This is a genomic window from Microbacterium sp. PRC9 (assembly GCF_031844125.1).
Taxonomy (GTDB): Bacteria; Actinomycetota; Actinomycetes; order Actinomycetales; family Microbacteriaceae; genus Microbacterium.
In genome coordinates, this window is the sequence record NZ_JAUZUR010000012.1 from 1 (window position 1) to 17,686 (window position 17,686).

Genomic DNA, 17,686 nt, shown 5'->3' on the forward strand with positions numbered 1-17,686 from the left:
CGACGACGACGCACGCTCCGCCCCATCGATCCAATGCGAAATCACGCGGACGTCGGCGCCGACGTCGGTCGTGGTGGGGGTGGTCTCAGCGATGCTCATGGGTGTTCCTTCGTGAGGGGAGGGGTTCAGAGGTCGGTGTGGACGAGGCCGGCGGCGATGTCCACGGCGGCGGCGACATCGTCGTCAGGGGGGTAGAGAAGGGTGCGGCCGACGGTGAGTCCGCGCACGCCGGGGAGCGACAGCGCGTCCTCCCAAGCGGCGAAGGTCTCGTCGGGGTCGACGCCGGCGTCGCCGCCGAGCAGCAGCGTCGGCATCGTGGTGGCCGCCATGACGCGCTCCATGTCGTCGACGACGGGCAGTTTCATCCAGGTGTTCGCACTGGATGCGCCGAGACCGGAGGCGATCGCGATCGACAGGATCACTGCATCCGTCGACAGGTCGTTGACCACGCGGCCGTCGACCCGGTTGCTGAGGAAGGGCTCGAGCATGATCGGCAGGCCCGCCGCCGACGCCTGTGTCACGGCGTCCGCCATCGCCGTGAGGGTCGACAGGGTGCCGGGGTCGGCGAGGTCGACGCGCACGAGGGTCTTGGCGAAGTCGATGCCGGACGCCACCATGGTCGGCACGTCGTAGGCGGTCATGCGGTCATCCAGCTCGAACGACGCGCCGCGTAGTCCGCCGCGGTTCATGGAGCCGACGATGATCTTGTCGTCGAGCAGGCCGAGGGCGGCGAGGTCGTCGATGATGTCGGGCGTGCCGAGCACGCCGTCGACGCCGGGGCGGCTGAGTGCGGTCGCGAGGCGATCGAGCAGCTCATAGCGGTCGGCCATCGCCGTCTGGTTCTTGCCGACGGCGAGGGCGCCCCGGGCCGGGTGGTCGGCGGCGACGATGAAGAGCCGCCCGTCCCCGCGCAGCACCTCGCGCCGGCGGCGGTCGGCCAGCGCCGCGCCGATCGTGGCCGGCTGTGTGGCGCGGATGTCACGGAGGCGCGCGAAGTCGTCCGCAGTGAGGAACTGCGTCACCGGGAGGCCCCCGTCTCGAGGATCGCGGCGACCTCGGCTTCGGTGGGCATCGCGGTCGAGCACTCCAGGCGCGACGCGACGATCGCTCCGGCGACGTTCGCGAAGCGGAGGATGCGCTCGAGGTCCCACCCCGCGAGGAGCCCGTGGCACAGGGCGCCGCCGAAGGCGTCGCCTGCGCCCAATCCGTTCACCACGTCGACCGAGTACGGCGGCACGACGACGGACTCGTCGCGGGTCTTGGCGAGCACGCCCTTCGGCCCCTGCTTCACGATCGCGAGCTCGACGCCACGCTCCAGCAAGGCGTCCGCGGCGCGCTCCGGCTCGGTCTCACCCACGGCGACCTCGCACTCCTCGCGGTTGCCGACGGCCACCGTCGCGTGCTCGAGCGCTCGTGCCACCTGGACACCCGCCTCGGCCGGATCCACCCAGAACATGGGGCGGTAGTCGAGGTCGAACACAGTGTGGCCGGCTGTACGCGCCAGCAGCGCGGCGTGATGCGCCGCCCGGCTGGGCTCCTGGCTGAGACCGGTCGCCGTGAACCAGAAGATGCGCGCCGAGCGGACGGCCTCCAGGTCGAGGTCGCCGGGCGCGACATCGAGATCGGGGGCCTTCGGCTCGCGGTAGAAGTAGAGCGGGAAGTCGTCGGGCGGGAAGATCTCGCAGAACGTCACCGGAGTCTTCAGCGTCGGGTTCACGCCCACGTAACGGTTGTCGACGCCCAGACGCTCCAGTTCCGCGAGCAGGTAGCGACCGAACGGGTCGTCGCCGACGCCGGCGATGAGCGCGACGCGGCGGCCGTGCCGCGCGGCGGCCACGCTGACGTTCGCAGCGCTGCCCCCGAGGAACTTGCCGAACGTCTGCACCTCTTCGAGCCCGACTCCCGACTGGAGCGGGTAGATGTCGACGCCCAGCCGCCCGAAGGCCAGGACGTCGAGGGGAGAAGTGTTCTCGGTCATACTCCGCTGTACAACTCTCTGTGCGGCCCGCAGACTGCACTTCGGTGGATTATTGTCCTGACAATAGCACAAGCAGCATATTGCACACATCGCGCCCTGCGCGTGTCGTCGGCTGACAAAGTCCGAGCGATGTACCATTGTCGGGACATTATGCTGTCGGGACTTGGAGTGAGTGATGGCGGACGACGTGGTCAAGATCGACGATCTGCTCGCAGGCTTGGACCGCACCGGCCCCGTGCCGCTGTACTACCAGGTTTCCACCGCCATCGAGCAGGCGATCCGATCCGGTGAGATCCCCGCCGGCGCACGGCTCGAGAACGAGATCGCGATCGGCCAGCGGGCGGGCCTTTCCCGGCCCACGATCCGCCGCGCGATGGAGGAGCTCGTCGACAAGGGCCTCCTCGTGCGGCGCCGCGGCATCGGCACGCAGGTCGTCCAGGGGCAGGTGACCCGCCAGGTCGAGCTCACGAGCCTCTACGAGGACCTCAAGAGCTCACAGCACGAACCGGGCACTCTCGTGCTCGAGCACGACACCCGGCCGGCTGATCCCGACACCGCGGAGGCTCTGCGCGTTCCGGTCGGCTCCGACATCGTCTACCTGCGCCGGCAGCGCTCCACCGACGGAGTGCCGGTCGCGGTGCTCACGAACTACCTCCCGATCGAGTTCTCCGACATCACCACCGAGCAGCTGCAGCAGAAGGGTCTCTACGAGATCATGCGCGCGCGGGGCGTCACCATCCGCGTCGCCAACCAGAAGATCGGCGCGCGCCGCGCCCACGGCGACGAGCCGGGGCTGCTCGACATCGACAAGGGCGGCCCGGTCCTCACGATGGAGCGCGTCGCGTTCGACGCGTCCGGCCGCGCCGTCGAGTTCGGCCACCACTGCTATCGCCCCGACATGTACAGCTTCCAGACGACGCTCGTGGCCAAATAGGCGTGGAAGCGGAGCGGATGCCTCGGGCCGAGGCATCCGCCCCTCTCCCTGTCAGCGCAGCGCGTTGTTGCCCTTGAACGCGGGCTTGAACTGCCCGGCAGCCTTGCCCTTGGCCGTTCCGTTCACCGCGGACTCCGTGTCACCGAAGACAAGCGTCGCATGGGCGGCGGCGTCGGCGAGCTGCTCGAAGATCACGTCGTCGATGTTCGCGTAGGTATCGCACGCCTGGTGGTAGCAGGGGTCGAACGCGACCCCGGCGGTGCCGCCGAACTTCACGGCCTGCGCGGGCGACTTGATATCCTCGGCGCCCGAGAACAGGCCGCCCGCGGGGATGCCGGCCTCGATGAACGCGAAGTAGTCGCTGCGTCCGTCGAACGCGGTCGGCTCGGTCAGCAGGTTCTTCGACGCGAAGTAGGAGTCGAAGACGCCCTCGATCACGTCGGACCCGTTGGGGCCGACGGTGCCGAAGCCGCTGCCGTCACCGTCATACACGAACCGTCCGCCGTTGGGCGAGCCGAGCATGTCGAAGTTCAGGTTGACGAGGTGCTGCTTGATCTGCGTCTTGCTGAGCTGCGATACGTAATACGACGAGCCGATGAGGCCGTCTTCCTCGCCGCCCCAGAACGCGAACCGGATGCGGTTCTCGGGCTGAATGCCGAGGTTCGACAGTTGCAGCGCCGTCTCGATCAGGGTCGCCGTGCCCGAGCCGTTGTCGTTGATGCCCGGTCCCTCGGGAACCGAGTCGAGATGCGCGCCCACGACGACCGTACGATCGGCGCGACCGCCGGAAGTGTCGGCGATCAGGTTCGCGGTGTTGATCGTCGTGGCCGTGGCCACGACGTTCATCCGCATCACGAGGCCGGCCGTGCCGACGAGCCCCGCGCCCACCTGGAACGAGGCGCTGACCACCGGAACCGGGGTCTGCGTCCAGTTCGCCGAGCTGAGCGTGCCCCCGAAGACGCCGAAGCGATCGTCGCTGGGATTGTCGTTGCCCTGGTTGAAGATGATGACGCCTGCGGCACCCGCCGCGACCGCGTTCGCGGCCTTGACGCTGAAGTCGCAGGAGCCGCGCTGGATGAGTGCGATCGACCCCGTCGGGAATCCGGCGAAGTCCGCCGACTCGCAGCCGCTCGTCGACGCGCGGTCGCCCGTGAGGTTGACATCCACCGCACGCACCGGAGCGGTCACCGCACCCGTGCCGGTGAACTCCATGGGGTAGAAGGCGTCGATGAACGGGTACGACGTCGCGCCCGGCGCGGTCTGGTCGAGCGTCGAGCCGTCGTACTCGATGAACGAATACGAGAACGGCTGGCGCGTGACGATGTAGCCGGCGGCGCTCAGCGTCTGTTCCACATAGTCGAGCGAGGCCTCGTAGCCGGGTGTGCCGGCGGCGCGCGTGCCGCCGTTCGCGTCCGCGATGCCCTGCAGCGCGGCGAGCTGAGCCTTGAGCCCGTCGATCGTCACCGCCTCGGTGAGAACGGACGTGTCGGGGGTGGGCGCGGCCAGCGCCGGGGCGCCGACGGCTGCGACGGTCAGACCGCCGATGATGAGGGCGGACGCCGCCACGGTGGCCCGGCGTCGGTTTCGATGCATCACTGGTGCTCCTCGTATCCGAGTTTGGGGGAGGAGGCGCCGAGTGTGGCGTCATGCGGGAACCTACCGCGCCGATCGCGCGGACGGAAGAGGCAGGGGTCAGCGAGACACCAGGTCGCCGCCCACGTCGTAGGCGCGCAGCCGGCCGCACATCCCGAATCCCCGTTCACCCACGAGCGCCGGCGCCTGGGAGACGGCAGCCGCCGAGAGGTGCCCCGCGTCGCCGGCAGCGAGCGCACGGGTGATGTCGAGGCTGTGCGCGGCCTGCGCGGCGGGCCCCCGCTCCACGATGCCGGTCCAGTCCTCGGCCCGTCCCCGCACCAGCCGGGCGGCGGCCGCGTGGAACTCCTGCAGGGGCCGGAGGTCGCCGGCCCTCGCGGCGTCGCGGAGGACGAGGAAGCCCTCCACCGCGAGATCGCGCCGCCGCGCCGCCGCCTCGGCACGTGCCTCGAGCGGCCCGGCGGGGAGCGCCGCGGCTGCGGCGTACCGCGCGGCGTCGGCGACGATGTCGGCCGGGAAGGTCATCACGGCGTCGCCCGCCTCCGGAAGCCCGGCGTTGCCCATGACCACGAGCACCTCGAGCCCGCCGTGGTTCACCGCACGGTGGATCGTGCCGGGGGTGAACCACACCACCGAGCCCTTGCGCAGTTCGGTCTCGCGCAGTCCGCCGGGATCGAGCGTGTGCAGCTCGCCGTGCCCGCCGATCACCACGTAGCACTCCGTCGACGCGAGATGCATGTGCGGGCTGCCGCCGCGGAGGCCGTCGGGAGCGAGGTCGTCGTAGACGTCGAGCAGCGTCACGGAGGTGGCGCCGGGAAACGTGGGCGCGGTGTCGATCACGAGAAGCTCCTCTCCCTCTTCGACTCAGACGAGGACCGGCTGGAGGATACCTCGGAGCACGTCTGCGAGCGGCTCCGCAGCATCCGCTCCCCCATCGGCGATGCCGACGGCGTACCGGAACCGTACCGTCTCGCCGGGAGCGACGACGACCTCTTCGCTGAAGAAGGGCGCGGGGTTCAGCGCCGCGAACTCCTCGGAGCGCGCGAACCACTGCGGCGGGTGGTGCGGGTTGGCCGCGTCGTCGAGCATGAGCACGAGAGAGGTGGCGTCGACGTCGTCGTGGCGGCCGACGAAGCCCATCCACTCGAAGCGCGCTCCCCGCACGTCGTCGCCCGCGCCGGAGGCCCCGGGCGCGATGAGCGTGCCATCGGTGAACGAGCGCGGCCCGCGCCAGAACAGCCCGCCGTAGCCGGCGTTCTCGCGCCCCTTGGTCGTCGGGGAGCCGATGGCGATCGGCGCGCCCGAGACGTTGGTCAGCTGCGTGTCGAAGGTGAGGGCCCAGGCCTCGTCCGACACGATCTCGGCGGTCAGCGCGCGCTCCTCGGCGAACAGCACGTCTCCTGACTCGGTGATCCACCGCAGCCCGTGCGCGACCGTGGCACGCTCGCCCGTTTCGAGCTCGACTGCTCCGTCGTGCTGCTGCACGCCGTTGTTCGGCAGCTGCACGTAGAACTGCCCGTGGACGTACGTGGGCCCGCCCCAGAAGTTCTCGTCGTTCACGACCGGCAGCGCCCAGGCGATGCCCTTGTGCCACACGTGGTCGTGCGGACGGAAGAGGCTGACGACGTCGCCGCGGCGCGTGCGGATGGGGTGCAGGTAGGGCTTGGGCGACTCCACGGGCACCGTCGCGGGCTGATACACGTAGGTGAAGAGGTCGACGTCACCGTCGCGGACCGTGACCGCGGAGCCGATGTCGTGCGTGATGCGCAGCGCGCTCATGCGAGCACCTCCTTCACGGGAGCCCAGGGCACGATCCCGCCGCTCATGGAGCGGACGAAGGGATCCTCGCCGCGCAGCTCACCCGCCTGGACCACAGCCCCACGGAACGCAGAGGCGTAGGTGGCCGCGGCGAACTCGAGCGTGTGCCGCGCCTCGGCGAGGTCGACCCCAGGAGCCTCGCCCGCCTCGAAGGCGTCGAGGATCGCGCGGATCTGGTCGCGGTGGCCGCTGGTCGCCCCGCTGTCCAAGCCCTCGGCCCAGCGGATCGCGAGATGCTCGTGGCCCGGTGCCGGTGTGAAGGTCCAGTCCTCGCTGGTGTATCCGTACAGGTGGCGCACCTCGACGGACGCGAACTCGAAGTCGAACCGCAGCCGCGAGGTCTCGTGCGGCGAGACGAGCGAGTTGACGACGGTCGCGAGGGCGTCGTTCTCGAAACGCACCAGCGCCATCGAGACGTCCTCGGTGTCGGTCGGTCGCAGCTGCCGCGCCGCGAAGGCGCTCACCTGCGACCAGCGGCCGAAGATCGCGAACAGCAGATCGAATTGATGGATGCCGTGGCCCATGGTCGGACCGCCGCCCTCGACATCCCATCGCCCGCGCCACGGCACCTCGAAGTACTCGTCGGGGCGGTACCACAGGGTCTCGCAGGTGGCGACGAGGGGCCGGCCGAGCTCGCCCCCGGCGACGAGGGCGCCGAGGTGGCGGGCGGCGGCGCCGAACCGGTGCTGGAACACCGTGAGCACCGGCACGCCGGTCTCTGCCTGCACCGCCTCGAGCTCGTCGACCTCGCCGAGGGTGAGCGCGGTGGGCTTCTCGACGAGTGACGCGACGCCCGCGCGCATCGCCTGGATCGCGAGCGGCGTGTGCGTCTGCGGCGGCGTGCACACGTGCACGAGATCGAGTTCCTCGTTCGCGAAGAGATCGGCCGCGTCCGCGTAGACCCGGTCGACGCCGAAGCTCTCGGCGAAGGCGACGGCACGCGCACGGTCGAGGTCGACCACGCCGGCGATCTCGACGCGGGGCGAGAGCGCGTTCAGGGCGTCGGCGTGGGCGTGGGCGATGCCGCCGGTGCCGATGATGCCGACGCGGAAGGGTGGGCGGGGTGTGGACATGACCTGTGGTTCCTTCTCAGGGGGAGGTGGGGTGATGCGCGTCGGCGGGCGCGGCGCGGGACATCCCGGACCGCACCCGTCGACATGCGCGCTACTGGTTGACGATGACGTCGATTTCGGCGAAGAGCTGATCGACCGCCTCGTCCACCGTGATCGTGCCGAACCCGAGCTCCTGGCCGAGGGCCTTGAACTTCGCTTCGACCGAGCCGTAGCCCACGATCGGAACCGGCGGCGCGTCGCCGATGCGGTCGGCGATCGACTCCTCGTAGTCGATGATCTGCTGGGCGGTCTCGTCGAGCTCCACGCCCTCGAGCTGGGTCTGGGATGCCGGCATCCCACGGTTCGTCCCGAAGATGGCGCCGACCTCGGGGCTGTTCACCAGGAAGTCGGTGAACAGGGCGGCGGCCTCGGGGTGCTCCGTGCTCGCCGCAGCGGAGATGAGCATGCCGGCCTTCTTGTACAGGTCCTTGGCGCCTTCTTCGGTGACCGGAGGCGCGACGAGGTTCAGGTCGGGATACGCGTCGCCGAGGTTCGCCTTGTAGGGAGCGCCGAAGTTGTCCCACACGATCTCGGTGAGCGCCTGGGCGGAGTCGAAAGCACCCTTGGGGGTGACCTCCTGGATCCGCTGCTGCGGGGTGACGACGCCGTCTTCCCGCAACTCGCCGCCACGATTCCAGAAGTCGGCGAGGTCTTCCTTGGTGAAGCCGACCTCACCCTCCTCGGTGAAGACCGACTTGCCCTCGGATCGAAGCACGAGCTCGAACGGCTGGATGAAGCTGGTGGGGTCCGCGCCGCCCCAGACCTCGAGTCCGGCGGCCTCGGAGGCATCGCGGGCTTCGTGCAGCCACTCGTCGTACGCCGCCCAGTCGCCGCCCTCGAACGGCTCGACGCCGACCTCTTCGGTCAGCACCACGTTCTCGAACATTCCGATCGCGTTCGTGGAGACGGGCATGCCGGCGATCGTGTCGTTGATCGACGCGATGTCGAGCACGGCGTCGTCGTAGCCGTCGGTGGCGATGATGTCGCCGACGTAGGGCGTGAGGTCCAGCACCAAGCCGTTGTCGGAGTACTGACGGACGTAGGTCATGTCCATCTGGAACACGTCAGGGAGGTTCTTGCCGGCAGCCTCGGTCTGGCGCTTCTCCCAGTACTCGTCCCAGGAGAGGAACGTGGAGTTCACCGTGATGTTCGGGTAGTCCTCGTTGAACGCGGCGATGGCCTCGTTGTACATCTCCGCGCGAACGTCGTTCCCCCAGAACGCGAAGTCAAGGGTCACCTTCTCGTCCGGATCATAGGTGGCCGCCGGGGAGCCGGCGGGGGCGGAGCCTGCACAGCCGGCCAGGGCCGCGGCGAGGCCGACGATCGCCACGGCGCCGACGGCGCCCGTCTTTCTGCGTGTGAACATCTTTGTCCTTTCGGAACGCTGGTCGCGTGCGGGTGACGTCGCGTGAACCTTCACTTAGTGATCGATCACTCGACTGGAAAGTGAGAATAGTGAAGGTTCACAATCTGTGTCAACATGGATGTCGAAGGAGGCGCTCGTGACCGACACTGCACCGCACCGCCGGCCGACGATCATGGAGGTCGCCCGCCTCGCCGATGTCTCGCATCAGACCGTCTCGCGCTTCTTCCGCGCTCCCGATGGACTGAAGCCGACCACCAAGGCGCGCGTGCAGGCCGCCGTCGACCAATTGAACTACCGGCCGAACCTCGTCGCCCGCTCGATGCGCACGCGCCGCACCGGCCGGCTCGCCGTGGTCGTGCCGACCCTCGCCTACAGTCCGGCGCGCATGCTCGCCGGAGCGAGCGCGGCCGCGCACGCCGCCGGCTACGCGGTCGAGGTGCTGGCCCTCGAGGGGGGCGCCGAGGAGCGAACGGAGCGCGTGGCCGAGCTGGCCGATTCCGGTCAGGTCGACGGCATCGTCTCGTTCGCCCCCGTGCTCGCCTCGCTCGAGCTGCAGGCCTCCAGCGGGACGCCGATCGTCGCATCGGCCGACTTCGACGACGAGATGCGCGGCATCGGCGAGCTCGCGGACGCCTCGGCCCTCGTCGATCTGATCCGCGGCCTGGCCGAACGCGGCCACCGACGGTTCCTCCACATCACCGGAGACCTCCAGTTCGCTTCGGCGCGCGCCCGGCGCGACACCTATCTCGAGACGGTCGCATCGCTCGGGCTGGAGTCGACCGGCGTGATCGAGGGCGATTGGTCGGCCGAATCGGGGATGGCCGCGGTCCGCGGACTTCCCGAGCACGACAGGGCGACCGCCGTGATGGCGGCGAACGACCTCGTGGCCGCCGGCGCGATCCGCGCGGCGATGGATCGCGGGTGGCGCGTGCCCGACGACCTCAGCGTCACCGGATGGGACGACCAGCAGCTCGGTCGCCTGATGAGCCCTGCGCTGACGAGCGTGGAGGTCGACCTCGAGGGCCTGGGCTCACGCGCGATGACCAGGCTCATCACGGCGCTCCGCGGCGAGCGCGCGCCGACCGAGGCCCAGCAGATTCACCGCGTCATCTGGCGCGAGTCCACCGGGCCGGCACCCGACTGACCTGGACGGATGCCGCGGCCCGCGGCATCCGTTCAGTCCGCGCTGCGGGAATCGAGCTCGGCGCGCGCCGCGGCGATCGCGACGTCGGTCGCGGAGTAGCCGTGCTCGGGCCCGGGGAAGACGCCGCCGCGCACCTCGCGCGCGTACGCTGCGACGCCGGCGACCATGTCGGGGCCGATGGCGCCGTAGCGCTTGACGAAGGCCGCGGTCTTGCCCTCGGTGATGCCCAGCAGGTCATGGAGCACGAGCACCTGGCCGTCGGCGGGCCCTGCGCCGATGCCGATGACGGGGATCTCGAGCGCCGGCAGCACGACCGCTGCGACGTCAGCGGGCACAGCCTCGATCACGAGCGCGCTCGCGCCGGCGTCCTGCACGGCGAGGGCCTCCCGCACCAGGCGCGCTGCGGACTCGGCGGTGCGGCCCTGGGCGCGCAGGCCTCCCAGCGCCACGGCGGTCTGCGGGGTGAGGCCCACGTGCGCGACGACGGGGATGCCCGCCTCGGCGATCGCCCGGATGCGGCTGAGCCGCGCCTCGCCGCCGCCCTCGAGCTTGACGGCGTCGGCGCCGGCCTCCTTCACGAAGCGCACCGCGGTGGCGACGGCCTGCTCGTCAGACACCTCGGTCGATCCGAACGGCAGGTCGCAGACCACGAATGCCGATCGGACCCCGCGACGGACCGCGCCCGAGAGCACGAGCATCTCCTCGACGGTGACCGCGACGGTGGAGTCGTGGCCGAGCACGACCTGCGCGCCGGAGTCGCCGACGAGCACCATGTCGACCTCGGCCTGCTCCGCGACACGGGCGGTCGGGTAGTCGTAGGCCGTGACCATCACGATCGGCTCGCGGCGGGCCTTCATCTCGGCGAGACCCTGCAGTGTCACCTTTGCGCGCATCATGCACCTCCGGGGGTGGGGGCAACGGGTGGGATCACCGCGTTGTCGATCAGACGCGTCGCGCCGACGCGCGCGGCGATCGCGACGAGCGTCGGGCGGTCCACGGACGAGACCGGAGCGAAGGTCTCGGGGTCGACGAACGCGACGTACTCGAGCTGGATGAGGGCCGCGGCGAGGACGTCCAGCGCCCGCTCGCGCAGCGCACCGGACTCACGGATGCCGCCGGATGCGGCATCCGTGACCGCGGTGAGCGCTCGCGGGATCGCGAGGGCCCGCGCCCGCTCGTCGGGCGAGAGGCGGGTGTTGCGGCTGGAGCGGGCGAGGCCGTCGGCGTCGCGGGACGTCGGGCACACGACGAGCGTGACGGGGATGCCGAGATCCGCGACGAAGCGGCGGATGACGGCGACCTGCTGGGCATCCTTCGCGCCGAAGTACGCGTGATCGGGGAGCGCGGCGAGCAGCAGCTTCGTCACGACGGTGGCCACGCCGTCGAAGTGCGCGCGGCCGCGCTCGGCGCCCTCGAGGGTCTCGGCGATCGGCCCCGACACGCTCACGGTCGTCGCGAAGCCGTCCGGGTAGACCTCGGAGGCGTCGGGGGCGAAGACGACGTCGACCCCCTCGGCCTCGGCGAGAGCGAGGTCGGCCTCTTCGGTGCGGGGATAGGCGGCGAGGTCGGACTGCTCGTTGAACTGCGCGGGATTCACGAAGATCGTCATGACGACGGTGTCGTCGCCGCTGCGCGCGGCGCGCAGCAGCGTCGCGTGGCCCTCGTGCAGGGCGCCCATGGTCGGGACGAGGCCGATGCTGCCGCCGCGGCGTTCGCGCAGCGCGGCGCGCAGGCCGGCGACCGTGCGGACGACGATCACGATCCCACCTCCTCGCGCGCTCGGAGGTCGCGCGTCGCGGCGACCAGGGCGTCGAAGAGTCCGGCGCGTTCGGGCAGCCGCTCGGCCACGGCGTCACGCTGGCGGGCGAGGGTCGCCTCGTCGCCGCGGGCGATCGGACCGGTGAGGGCCGCGGCGCCGTGCGCCTCCCAGTTCGCGACGGTTGCTCGCACGAGCGGGGACAGCGCGTCTCGCGGAACCCCCGCGGTGGCGGCGAGATCCTCCGCGAAGGACTCGAGCGTCACGAGGAAGTTCGACGCGATCGACGCGGCCGCGTGGTACGCGGGGCGGTCTTCATCGGCGACGTCGAACGGCGCCATGCCGAGCGACTCGGCGAGCGCGTGCGCGGTGGCGAGGGCGCGGACGGTCGAGCCGGCGAGAGCCGCAGGGACGCCCGCGAACGAGGTGGCGCCGGTCACGGTCGTGAGGGGATGGATGCTGAGCGCCTCGTGCGGTGCGAGCGGCTCGAGCGTTGTCGCGCCCGAGAAGTGCCCCACCAGGCGATCCGGCGCGACGAGTGCGGCGGCGCGCCCGATCTCGGCATCCGGCACCGCGAGCAGCACCAGGTCGGCGTCGTCGCCGGTCGCCCCGCGGCCGAGGGGGCCTTGCACATCGACGCCCGCCTGGCGGAGGGCCGCGGCGATCGCACGACCGACGCGGCCGTCGCCGACGATCGCGACGCGGGCAAGCGCGTGCGCGGGGTGCGAGTCCGGCATCGTCGTCGTCTCCCGTCACGGCGCATGGATCCGGTCCAGGACGGCTGAACCAGGTTCAAAAATACCCGGCGCAACGCGGGCCGGCGACCGCGCGTCCCGTGACGCCGCGCTCGCGCGGTCGAATCCGGTGAACGCTGCTGCTCCCGACGGGCGCGAATGCCGATTCGGACAGCGCCAACCAGCCCGCCACGGTGGGACGAGCGCCAACGCCGATTGGGACAGCGCGAGCCACCCCACCGCACCTGCCCCGAGGCATCCGTCGTGCTACGACGCAGCGGCCCCGAGACCTCGGCGGGTCCGGGGCCGCTCGGGGCGCTCGCTACGCCTGCGCAGGCACCTTGTAGGCGACGTGCACGCGGCCGATCTCGCCGTCGAAGGCGAACGGCATCTTGTCGGCGTACGCCCGCGACACGGCGCCGCCGTACGCTCGGCCCACGTCGAGGCAGTCATTCGCCGAGAACAGCAGCGGCGCGCTGACCGGCACCGTGCCCGACGCGACCTCCGTGCCGTCGACCCGCAGCACGACGCCGAGCGGCCCGCCCGGCTTCGGCACGACGTACGACGTCTCGATCTCGATCGTGTGGTCGCCGGCAGCGAGCGGCTCGGCCGCCGCGATGGTCGTCCGCTGCACGAGGAAGAGGTTGTACTCGTACGTCAGGATGCCGTCGGTCACGTACGCCGTGAGGCCGCCGCCCGCGCCGCCGAGCTTGTAGAGAACGCCGTTGGCCCGGTCGCCGACCGTCACCTCGATGGTGACGACGTTCGGCTTGTTGCCGAGGGCGGGGGCGCAGAACTCGGGCACCCGGAACGTGTCGCCTGTGAAGTCCCACTCGGTATAGGGCGGGGCGATGCGCAGCTCGGGGTGCAGCGGCGCGATCCACAGTCCACCCCCGATGGGGAGCACCTTGTTCTTCGCCGCCTCGATGGCGAACAGCTCCCTCAGCGCGGCGAGCTTCTCGGGTTGCTGGCCGGCGAGGTCCTTCGACTGGCTCCAGTCCTCGTCGAGGTTGTACAGCTCCCATCGGTCGTCGTCGGGCGTCCAGGTCTGGATGCCCGCTGGCATGCCGGGCACCCAGGGCAGGCGCGGACCCGTCGTCGACGCGAGCCACCCGTCCTCGTAGATCGACCGGCTGGCCATGATCTCGAAGTACTGCACGCGGTGGCGACCGTCTGCCGTCTTGTCGTCGATCGAGTAGGCGAAGCTCGTGCCGTCGATCGGGTCCTGCGGGATGCCGTTGACGGTGTCGGGATGGGAGATCCCCAGGATCTCGTAGATCGTGGGAGCCAGGTCGATCACGTGGTGGAACTGCGTGCGCGGCACGGGGTCGTGTGCGATGCGCGCCGGCCACTGGAGGAACATCGGATTGCGGGTGCCGCCCAGGTGCGAGGCCATCAGCTTCATGCCCTGGTACGGCGACGACCCGGCCCACGCCCACGCCGCGTGATACTGGTTGTCGGTCGCCGGCGTTCCGAGCGCGTCGAGGCCTCCGAGCTCCTCGAGGGCGGCGATGTGCTGGTCGACAGTGGTCGGGATCATGTTCTGCGCGAGCAGCTCGCTGATCGTGCCGTTCTGCCCCTCCCCCGACGAGCCGTTGTCGCCCCAGATGTAGACGACGATCGTGTTCTCGATGTACCCGAGGCGCCCGAGCTCGTCGACGAGGCGGCCCGCCTGCACGTCGGCGTGCTCGCCGAAGCCGGCGCACACCTCCATGAGGCGGGCCTGGAACGGCTTCTGGTGGTCGGGGATGTCGTCCCAGCCCTGCAGTGACTCGGGGCGCGGCGTCAGCACGGCGTCCCGCGGGACCCACCCCGCGGCCTTCGCGCCGGCGAGGGCGTCCTCGCGGTAAGCATCCCACCCGTCATCGAACACGCCCTTGTACTTGTCGGCCCACTCCTTGTGGACGTGGTGCGGGCCGTGGATCGCGCCGGTGGCCCAGTACATGAAGAACGGCTTGTCGGGCGAGAGCGCCTTGTGGTCGCGGAGCCACGAGATCGCGTCGTCGGCGATGTCCTCGCTGAGGTGGTAGCCCTCCTCGGGCGACTTCGGCGGCAGCACCGACGTGGTGTTGCGCACGAGGTTGGGCTCGTACTGCGATGCCTCGCCGGCGAGGAAGCCGTAGAAGTACTCGAAGCCGTTGCCCGTGGGCCAGTTCTCGAACGGGCCGGCCTTGGTCGTCTCCTCGGCGGGGGTGTTGTGCCACTTGCCCCACGCCGCCGTGGAATAGCCGTAGTTGCGCAGCACCTCCGCCATGGTGGCGCTGCTCTTGGGGATGTGACCGGAGTAGCCGTCCCAATCGGCTGCGAGCTCGGCGATCTGGCCGGCCCCGACGCGGTGGTGGTTGCGCCCCGTGAGCAGCGCGGCACGGGTCGGCGAGCACATGGCGGTGGTGTGGAAGCGGTTGTAGCCGATGCCGCCTTCGCGGATCCGCTCGAGCGTCGGAGTCGCGACTTTGCCACCCAGCGGTGCGGGCAACGCGGGGCCGGCGTCGTCGATGAGGATGACGAGCACGTTGGGCGCGTCGTCGGCCAGGTGCCGCTCGGGCGGCAGCGGCGAGTAGGTCGACTCGGCGAGCGTGCGCCCCGCGTAGCTGCCGGAAGGCTTCGGCGGGAACGGCAGCGTTCGCGCGGGCGGGAGCGGTGTCCCTACGACAGAATGGCGGTCATCAGCGGTCATGCGTATCTCCTGTCCCCGGAAGCGGGCGGGCGAGAGCGCCACCCCCCAGTGGTGTCACAGTATCGACGGGGATGCACGCGCCGCATCACTTGGATCGCGTGAAACTGCGCCGCGAGGTGAACAGTGGGTGACGCGGGGCGGTGTGGCCCCGGGACCGGGCGGGGTCTGCGCACGCAGAGGCGCGACCTCCTTGCCACTACCAGGATATCCGGGGGTGGGGGCCTTGCGGCAAGGGCCCCCCGAGCGCGCATACTGGTCGGTCGCGACGCTCCCCCGCCCCTCTCATCTGACTTACTCCGTCCGATTCCGCGTCGCGATGCCGCCAGGAGCCCATGCCGTGAACACCCCTCTGATCAGCGATTCCCGCCCGTCCTCTCGATCGGTCGGCGCCACCGCCTTCGACCTTCCCGAGCGCCTCGCCGCCAAGTCCGACCCGGCACTCGTCGGCGGCGACGAGCAGCACTTCGCCGCCATCGCCGCCACGCTCGCGCACTCGATCGCAGGCCTCGACGAACGCCTCGACGAACTGCGCCGCCGTCCCGGCGGGCACGGTCAGGCCGGGGTCGAGCGCGACCTCGAGATCCACCGGGTCTCCGCCCGACTGCGGGTCCTGCGCCGCTTCGGCGTCGACGCGTGCCTCGGCCGCATGGTGCCCGCCGACGGCTCCGAGCCCGTCTACATCGGACGATTCGGACTCACGGTCCCCACGCCCCCTCCAAGCGCCGCTGGCGCGTCGCTCGGAGCCTCCGGGCGCGTGGGCCCAGCTGCCGGCCGACGCCTGCTCGTCGACTGGCGCACGCCCGCCGCCGAGCCGTTCTTCGCCGCGACGCACGCCCACCCTTCGGGGCTCGTGAGCCGCCGCCGCTACCGCTGGACCGGCGGCCGCGTGACCGACTACTGGGACGAGGTGTTCACCGCCGAGGGGCTCGACCGCAACGCCGCCCTGGACGACCAGTCCGCGTTCATCGCAAGCCTCGGCGCGAGCCGTTCGCCCCGCATGCGTGATGTGCTGGGCACGATCCAGGCCGACCAGGACGCGATCATCCGCGCCGGCTCGCGCGGCGCGCTCGTCGTGGACGGAGGCCCGGGCACGGGCAAGACGGTCGTGGCGCTGCACCGCGCCGCCTACCTCGTCTACTCCGACCCGCACCTCGGCGAGGGGCGCGGCGGCGTGCTGTTCGTCGGTCCGAGCCCCGCGTACCTCTCCTACGTCGAGGACGTGCTCCCGAGCCTCGGCGAGGAGAGCGTGCAGACCTGCACCCTGCGCGACCTCGTGGCCGAGGGCGGGGTCGCCGGTGCGGAACCCGATGCCCGGGTCGCCCGCCTGAAGGCCGACGCCCGCATGATCGACGCGATCGAGCCCGCCGTGCAGCTCTACGAGGAGCCGCCCGCGGTGGGCCTGGTGGTCGAGACGCCCTGGGCCGAGCTGCGGCTCGATCCCCAGGACTGGGCCGAGGCGTTCGCGTCGGCGGAGACGGGTCTGCCGCACAACGAGGCGCGCGACCAGGTGTGGGAGACGATCCTCGACATCCTCACCGACCAGGTCGACGGCGAAGAGGTGCCGCTGCACCGGCTGCGGCGGGCGCTGGCCCGCAACGAACAGCTGACGCGCGCTTTCGGTCGCGCGTGGCCGCTGGTCGAGGCATCCGTTCTCGTCTCGGATCTGTGGAGCGTGCCCGCGTATCTGCGCCGCTGCGCGCCGTGGCTCGAGCCGGACGAGATCGAGGCGCTGCAGCGACCGGTCCCCACGGCCTGGACCACCGCCGACCTGCCGCTCCTCGACGCAGCCCGGCGGCGGCTGGGCGACCCGGGCGCGTCGCGGCGACGCCGTGAGCGCGAGGCGAAGCTCGCGCAGGAGCGTGAGTACATGGCGCAGGTCGTCGACCGCCTGAAGGAGGCCGGCGACGAGATGATGCAGTGGCTGGACGGCGACGATCTGCGCAACAGCCTCGTCGACGAGTCGGTGCTGGACGCCGTCGACCCCGATCTCCTCTCGGGCCCGTTCGCGCACGTGATCGTCGACGAGGCGCAGGAGCTCACCGACGCGGAATGGCGGATGCTGCTGGCCCGCTGCCCGTCGCGCAGCTTCACGGTGGTCGGCGATCGGGCACAGGCGCGGCACGGATTCCACGAGTCGTGGCAGGAGCGCCTCGAGCACGCCGGCCTGACCGAGGTGGGCGTGTCGTCGCTCACCATCAACTACCGCACGCCGAGCGAGGTGATGACCGTGGCCGAACCGGTGATCCGCGCGGCGATCCCCGATGCGAACGTGCCGACGTCGATCCGGTCGAGCGGTGTGCCGGTGCGTCACGCCGCGGTGGCGGACCGTGACCGGATCCTGTCGGAGTGGCTGGCGGAGCACGGCGAGGGCGTGGCGTGCGTCATCGGCGACCTCTCGTTCGCACCTCGCGAGCGGGTGCGGTCGCTGACCCCCGAGCTCGCGAAGGGCCTCGAGTTCGACCTCGTCGTGCTCGTCGAGCCGTCGTCGTTCGGCGAGGGCATCGAGGGCGCGGTCGACCGCTACGTCGCGATGACCCGCGCGACCGAGCGACTGGTGGTGCTCGAGGGGTAGCG

At 71.0% G+C, this 17,686-nt stretch carries 14 protein-coding genes; 3 read left to right on the plus strand and 11 right to left on the minus strand.

All coding sequences use genetic code 11. The features are described from left to right. Positions 1-125 precede the first annotated feature (125 nt). Together Q9R33_RS19435 and iolC are read right to left on the minus strand one after the other, a co-directional pair. Positions 126-1,022 (minus strand): deoxyribose-phosphate aldolase, encoded by an 897-nt coding sequence (locus Q9R33_RS19435; protein ID WP_310250999.1) that lies wholly within the window; start codon positions 1,020-1,022, stop codon positions 126-128. Continuing rightward, positions 1,019-1,978, minus strand: coding sequence for a 5-dehydro-2-deoxygluconokinase (gene iolC / locus Q9R33_RS19440; protein WP_311294814.1), 960 nt, complete (start codon positions 1,976-1,978; stop codon positions 1,019-1,021). The genes Q9R33_RS19435 and iolC overlap by 4 nt, the downstream gene beginning before the upstream one ends. 175 nt (positions 1,979-2,153) lie before the next feature. Here iolC and Q9R33_RS19445 point away from each other — a divergent pair, with 175 nt between their 5' ends. Next, the gene (locus Q9R33_RS19445) at positions 2,154-2,912 is read left to right on the plus strand and encodes a GntR family transcriptional regulator (protein ID WP_056372171.1); all 759 of its coding nucleotides are present in this window, start codon (positions 2,154-2,156) and stop codon (positions 2,910-2,912) included. 51 nt (positions 2,913-2,963) lie between these two features. Here the strand turns inward: Q9R33_RS19445 and Q9R33_RS19450 are convergent, their stop codons facing one another. From Q9R33_RS19450 to Q9R33_RS19470, 5 genes are all read right to left on the minus strand, one after another. After that, positions 2,964-4,505, minus strand: a complete 1,542-nt coding sequence (locus Q9R33_RS19450; RefSeq protein ID WP_311294815.1) for a M20/M25/M40 family metallo-hydrolase — start codon at positions 4,503-4,505, stop codon at positions 2,964-2,966. 99 nt (positions 4,506-4,604) lie between these two features. Next, a complete protein-coding gene (locus Q9R33_RS19455) occupies positions 4,605-5,345 on the minus strand; it encodes a cupin domain-containing protein (RefSeq protein ID WP_311294816.1) in 741 nt (246 codons plus the stop codon). 24 nt (positions 5,346-5,369) lie between these two features. Next, a complete protein-coding gene (locus Q9R33_RS19460; RefSeq protein ID WP_311294817.1) occupies positions 5,370-6,284 on the minus strand; it encodes a PmoA family protein in 915 nt (304 codons plus the stop codon). Further along, the gene (locus Q9R33_RS19465; protein WP_310251010.1) at positions 6,281-7,396 is read right to left on the minus strand and encodes a Gfo/Idh/MocA family oxidoreductase; all 1,116 of its coding nucleotides are present in this window, start codon (positions 7,394-7,396) and stop codon (positions 6,281-6,283) included. The genes Q9R33_RS19460 and Q9R33_RS19465 overlap by 4 nt, the downstream gene beginning before the upstream one ends. A 91-nt stretch (positions 7,397-7,487) precedes the next feature. After that, a complete protein-coding gene (locus tag Q9R33_RS19470) occupies positions 7,488-8,801 on the minus strand; it encodes an extracellular solute-binding protein (RefSeq protein ID WP_311294818.1) in 1,314 nt (437 codons plus the stop codon). A gap of 136 nt (positions 8,802-8,937) precedes the next feature. Between Q9R33_RS19470 and Q9R33_RS19475 the strand changes: the two genes are divergently transcribed. Then, entirely contained in the window at positions 8,938-9,945 is a 1,008-nt protein-coding gene (locus Q9R33_RS19475) for a LacI family DNA-binding transcriptional regulator (protein WP_235560295.1), read from the plus strand. 32 nt (positions 9,946-9,977) lie between these two features. Here the strand turns inward: Q9R33_RS19475 and panB are convergent, their stop codons facing one another. From panB to Q9R33_RS19495, 4 genes are all read right to left on the minus strand, one after another. Further along, on the minus strand, positions 9,978-10,841 hold the full coding sequence (gene panB, locus Q9R33_RS19480; protein WP_311294819.1) for a 3-methyl-2-oxobutanoate hydroxymethyltransferase: 864 nt from the start codon (positions 10,839-10,841) through the stop codon (positions 9,978-9,980). Further along, positions 10,838-11,704 (minus strand): pantoate--beta-alanine ligase, encoded by an 867-nt coding sequence (gene panC, locus Q9R33_RS19485; protein ID WP_311294820.1) that lies wholly within the window; start codon positions 11,702-11,704, stop codon positions 10,838-10,840. Before panC ends, panB begins: the two co-directional genes overlap by 4 nt. Continuing rightward, positions 11,701-12,438: a DUF2520 domain-containing protein gene (locus tag Q9R33_RS19490; RefSeq protein ID WP_311294821.1), complete on the minus strand. Its 738-nt coding sequence runs from the start codon at positions 12,436-12,438 to the stop codon at positions 11,701-11,703. Before Q9R33_RS19490 ends, panC begins: the two co-directional genes overlap by 4 nt. Positions 12,439-12,757: 319 nt before the next feature. After that, entirely contained in the window at positions 12,758-15,112 is a 2,355-nt protein-coding gene (locus Q9R33_RS19495) for an arylsulfatase (protein ID WP_311294822.1), read from the minus strand. A 337-nt stretch (positions 15,113-15,449) separates the two neighbouring features. On the opposite strand from Q9R33_RS19495, the gene helR reads away from it, so the two are divergent. Further along, positions 15,450-17,684, plus strand: coding sequence for an RNA polymerase recycling motor ATPase HelR (gene helR, locus Q9R33_RS19500; RefSeq protein ID WP_311294823.1), 2,235 nt, complete (start codon positions 15,450-15,452; stop codon positions 17,682-17,684). The last annotated feature ends 2 nt before the right edge of the window (positions 17,685-17,686 follow it).

Excerpts from the sequence above, each read along its gene's own strand:
- iolC (WP_311294814.1), bottom strand. The coding sequence starts at position 1,978 with ATGACCGAGAACACTTCTCCCCTCGACGTCCTGGCCTTCGGGCGGCTG.
- Q9R33_RS19465 (WP_310251010.1), bottom strand. The coding sequence starts at position 7,396 with ATGTCCACACCCCGCCCACCCTTCCGCGTCGGCATCATCGGCACCGGC.
- Q9R33_RS19460 (WP_311294817.1), bottom strand. The coding sequence starts at position 6,284 with ATGAGCGCGCTGCGCATCACGCACGACATCGGCTCCGCGGTCACGGTC.
- panB (WP_311294819.1), bottom strand. The coding sequence starts at position 10,841 with ATGATGCGCGCAAAGGTGACACTGCAGGGTCTCGCCGAGATGAAGGCC.
- Q9R33_RS19450 (WP_311294815.1), bottom strand. The coding sequence starts at position 4,505 with ATGCATCGAAACCGACGCCGGGCCACCGTGGCGGCGTCCGCCCTCATC.
- Q9R33_RS19495 (WP_311294822.1), bottom strand. The coding sequence starts at position 15,112 with ATGACCGCTGATGACCGCCATTCTGTCGTAGGGACACCGCTCCCGCCC.
- Q9R33_RS19445 (WP_056372171.1), top strand. The coding sequence starts at position 2,154 with ATGGCGGACGACGTGGTCAAGATCGACGATCTGCTCGCAGGCTTGGAC.
- Q9R33_RS19490 (WP_311294821.1), bottom strand. The coding sequence starts at position 12,438 with ATGCCGGACTCGCACCCCGCGCACGCGCTTGCCCGCGTCGCGATCGTC.
- Q9R33_RS19470 (WP_311294818.1), bottom strand. The coding sequence starts at position 8,801 with ATGTTCACACGCAGAAAGACGGGCGCCGTCGGCGCCGTGGCGATCGTC.